The organism is Microbacterium sp. Bi128, from assembly GCF_918698205.1.
On sequence record NZ_CAKKMM010001386.1, the window covers coordinates 1 to 1,334 of the forward strand.

At 69.9% G+C, this 1,334-nt stretch carries 1 protein-coding gene; it reads left to right on the top strand.

Annotated features, from left to right (window positions below):
- Positions 1 to 1,102, top strand: a 1,102-nt coding sequence (locus LQV45_RS33025; RefSeq protein WP_230011887.1) for a bifunctional diguanylate cyclase/phosphodiesterase, incomplete at its 5' end; no start/stop codon positions are given.
- Positions 1,103 to 1,334: the final 232 nt, after the last annotated feature.

The window sequence follows — 1,334 nt, forward strand, 5'->3', positions numbered from 1 at the left end:
GCGCAACTGCGTCCGCCCGCATGACACGGTGGCCCGGCTCGGCGGCGACGAGTTCGCGGTGCTGCTGACCGAATGCCTCAACGCGGACGCGGTGGCCAAACGGATCGCCGAGTCCCTCTACGCCCCCCTGCGCGTGGGCGGCTCCATGGTCCGGCCCGGCGTGAGCATGGGACTGGCGTCGAAGTCGGGGCAGACGCTGGACGGCGCGGAACTGCTGCGGCAGGCCGACGCCGCCATGACCGCCGCGAAGGCTGCCGGGAAGAACAACTGGATGCGGTTCCGGCCGGAGATGCTGAACACCGCGGCCCACAAGGCCGACGGCGATTCCGGGCTGCGGCGCGCCGTCGAACTGGGCCAGATCTCGGTGCACTACCAGCCCGTGGTCTCTCCCGGCATCGGTTCGGTGGTGCAGTTCGAGGCGTTTGCGCGGTGGGAACGGCACGGGCGGCTGGTGCCGCCGAACCAGTTCCTGCCCGTCGCGGAGCAGAGCGGCCTGATCCGCGAGATCGGCGACGAGGTCCTGCGCCGTGCCTGCGCCGAGATCCGGCCCTGGCTGGCCGGCGATCCTGCCTACAGCGTCGCCGTGAACGTCTCGGGCCTGCAGTTCCAGCACCGGGACTTCGCCGCGGACGTGCTGGCGATTGCCGCGTCCACGGGCGTTGACCCGCGCCAGCTCACCCTTGAGCTGACGGAGAGCGTGTTCTTCGACGCCTCCTCGGACGTGCTGGGCCAGCTGCGGCAGCTGCGCGGCGCCGGTGTCCGGATTGCCATGGACGACTTCGGCACCGGGTATTCCACGCTCGGCCGGCTCCAGGAACTGCCCCTGGACAAGGTCAAGATCGACCGCTCCTTCGTGGCCATGATCAAGACCGGCCAGGAACAGCTCCCGTTCTTCGCCACCATGATCAGCGCAGCGCATGCCCTCGGCCTGAAAGTCACGGCGGAAGGCATCGAGACGCCCGCGCAGGCCAAGTACCTGATGGACCGCGGCTGCGACTCCCTGCAGGGCTACCTGTTCGCCAAGCCGGCCCCCGCCAGCCACCTGGCCGGGACCATGGAGAGTGCCCTGAACGCCTTGGACAAGGTCGACGCCGCGCGGTAGGCAGGCGGGCCGGCTGACGTCAGGCCGGCCGCTGGCCGTCGGGGCGGGTCGCGTTATCGCCGCCATACTCCGCCACACTCCGCCATTGGACGCAAACGGCCGCTAAGCCTCATGGCTTAGCGGCCGTTCGTGGCACTTCGTTGGATCGTCCGGGCCTGCCCCAGGTATCAGAGTCCCGGCAGGCTCCCGGCCCTAGCGCTTTTCGCAGGCAATGCCGTCGTTGTCGCGGTCG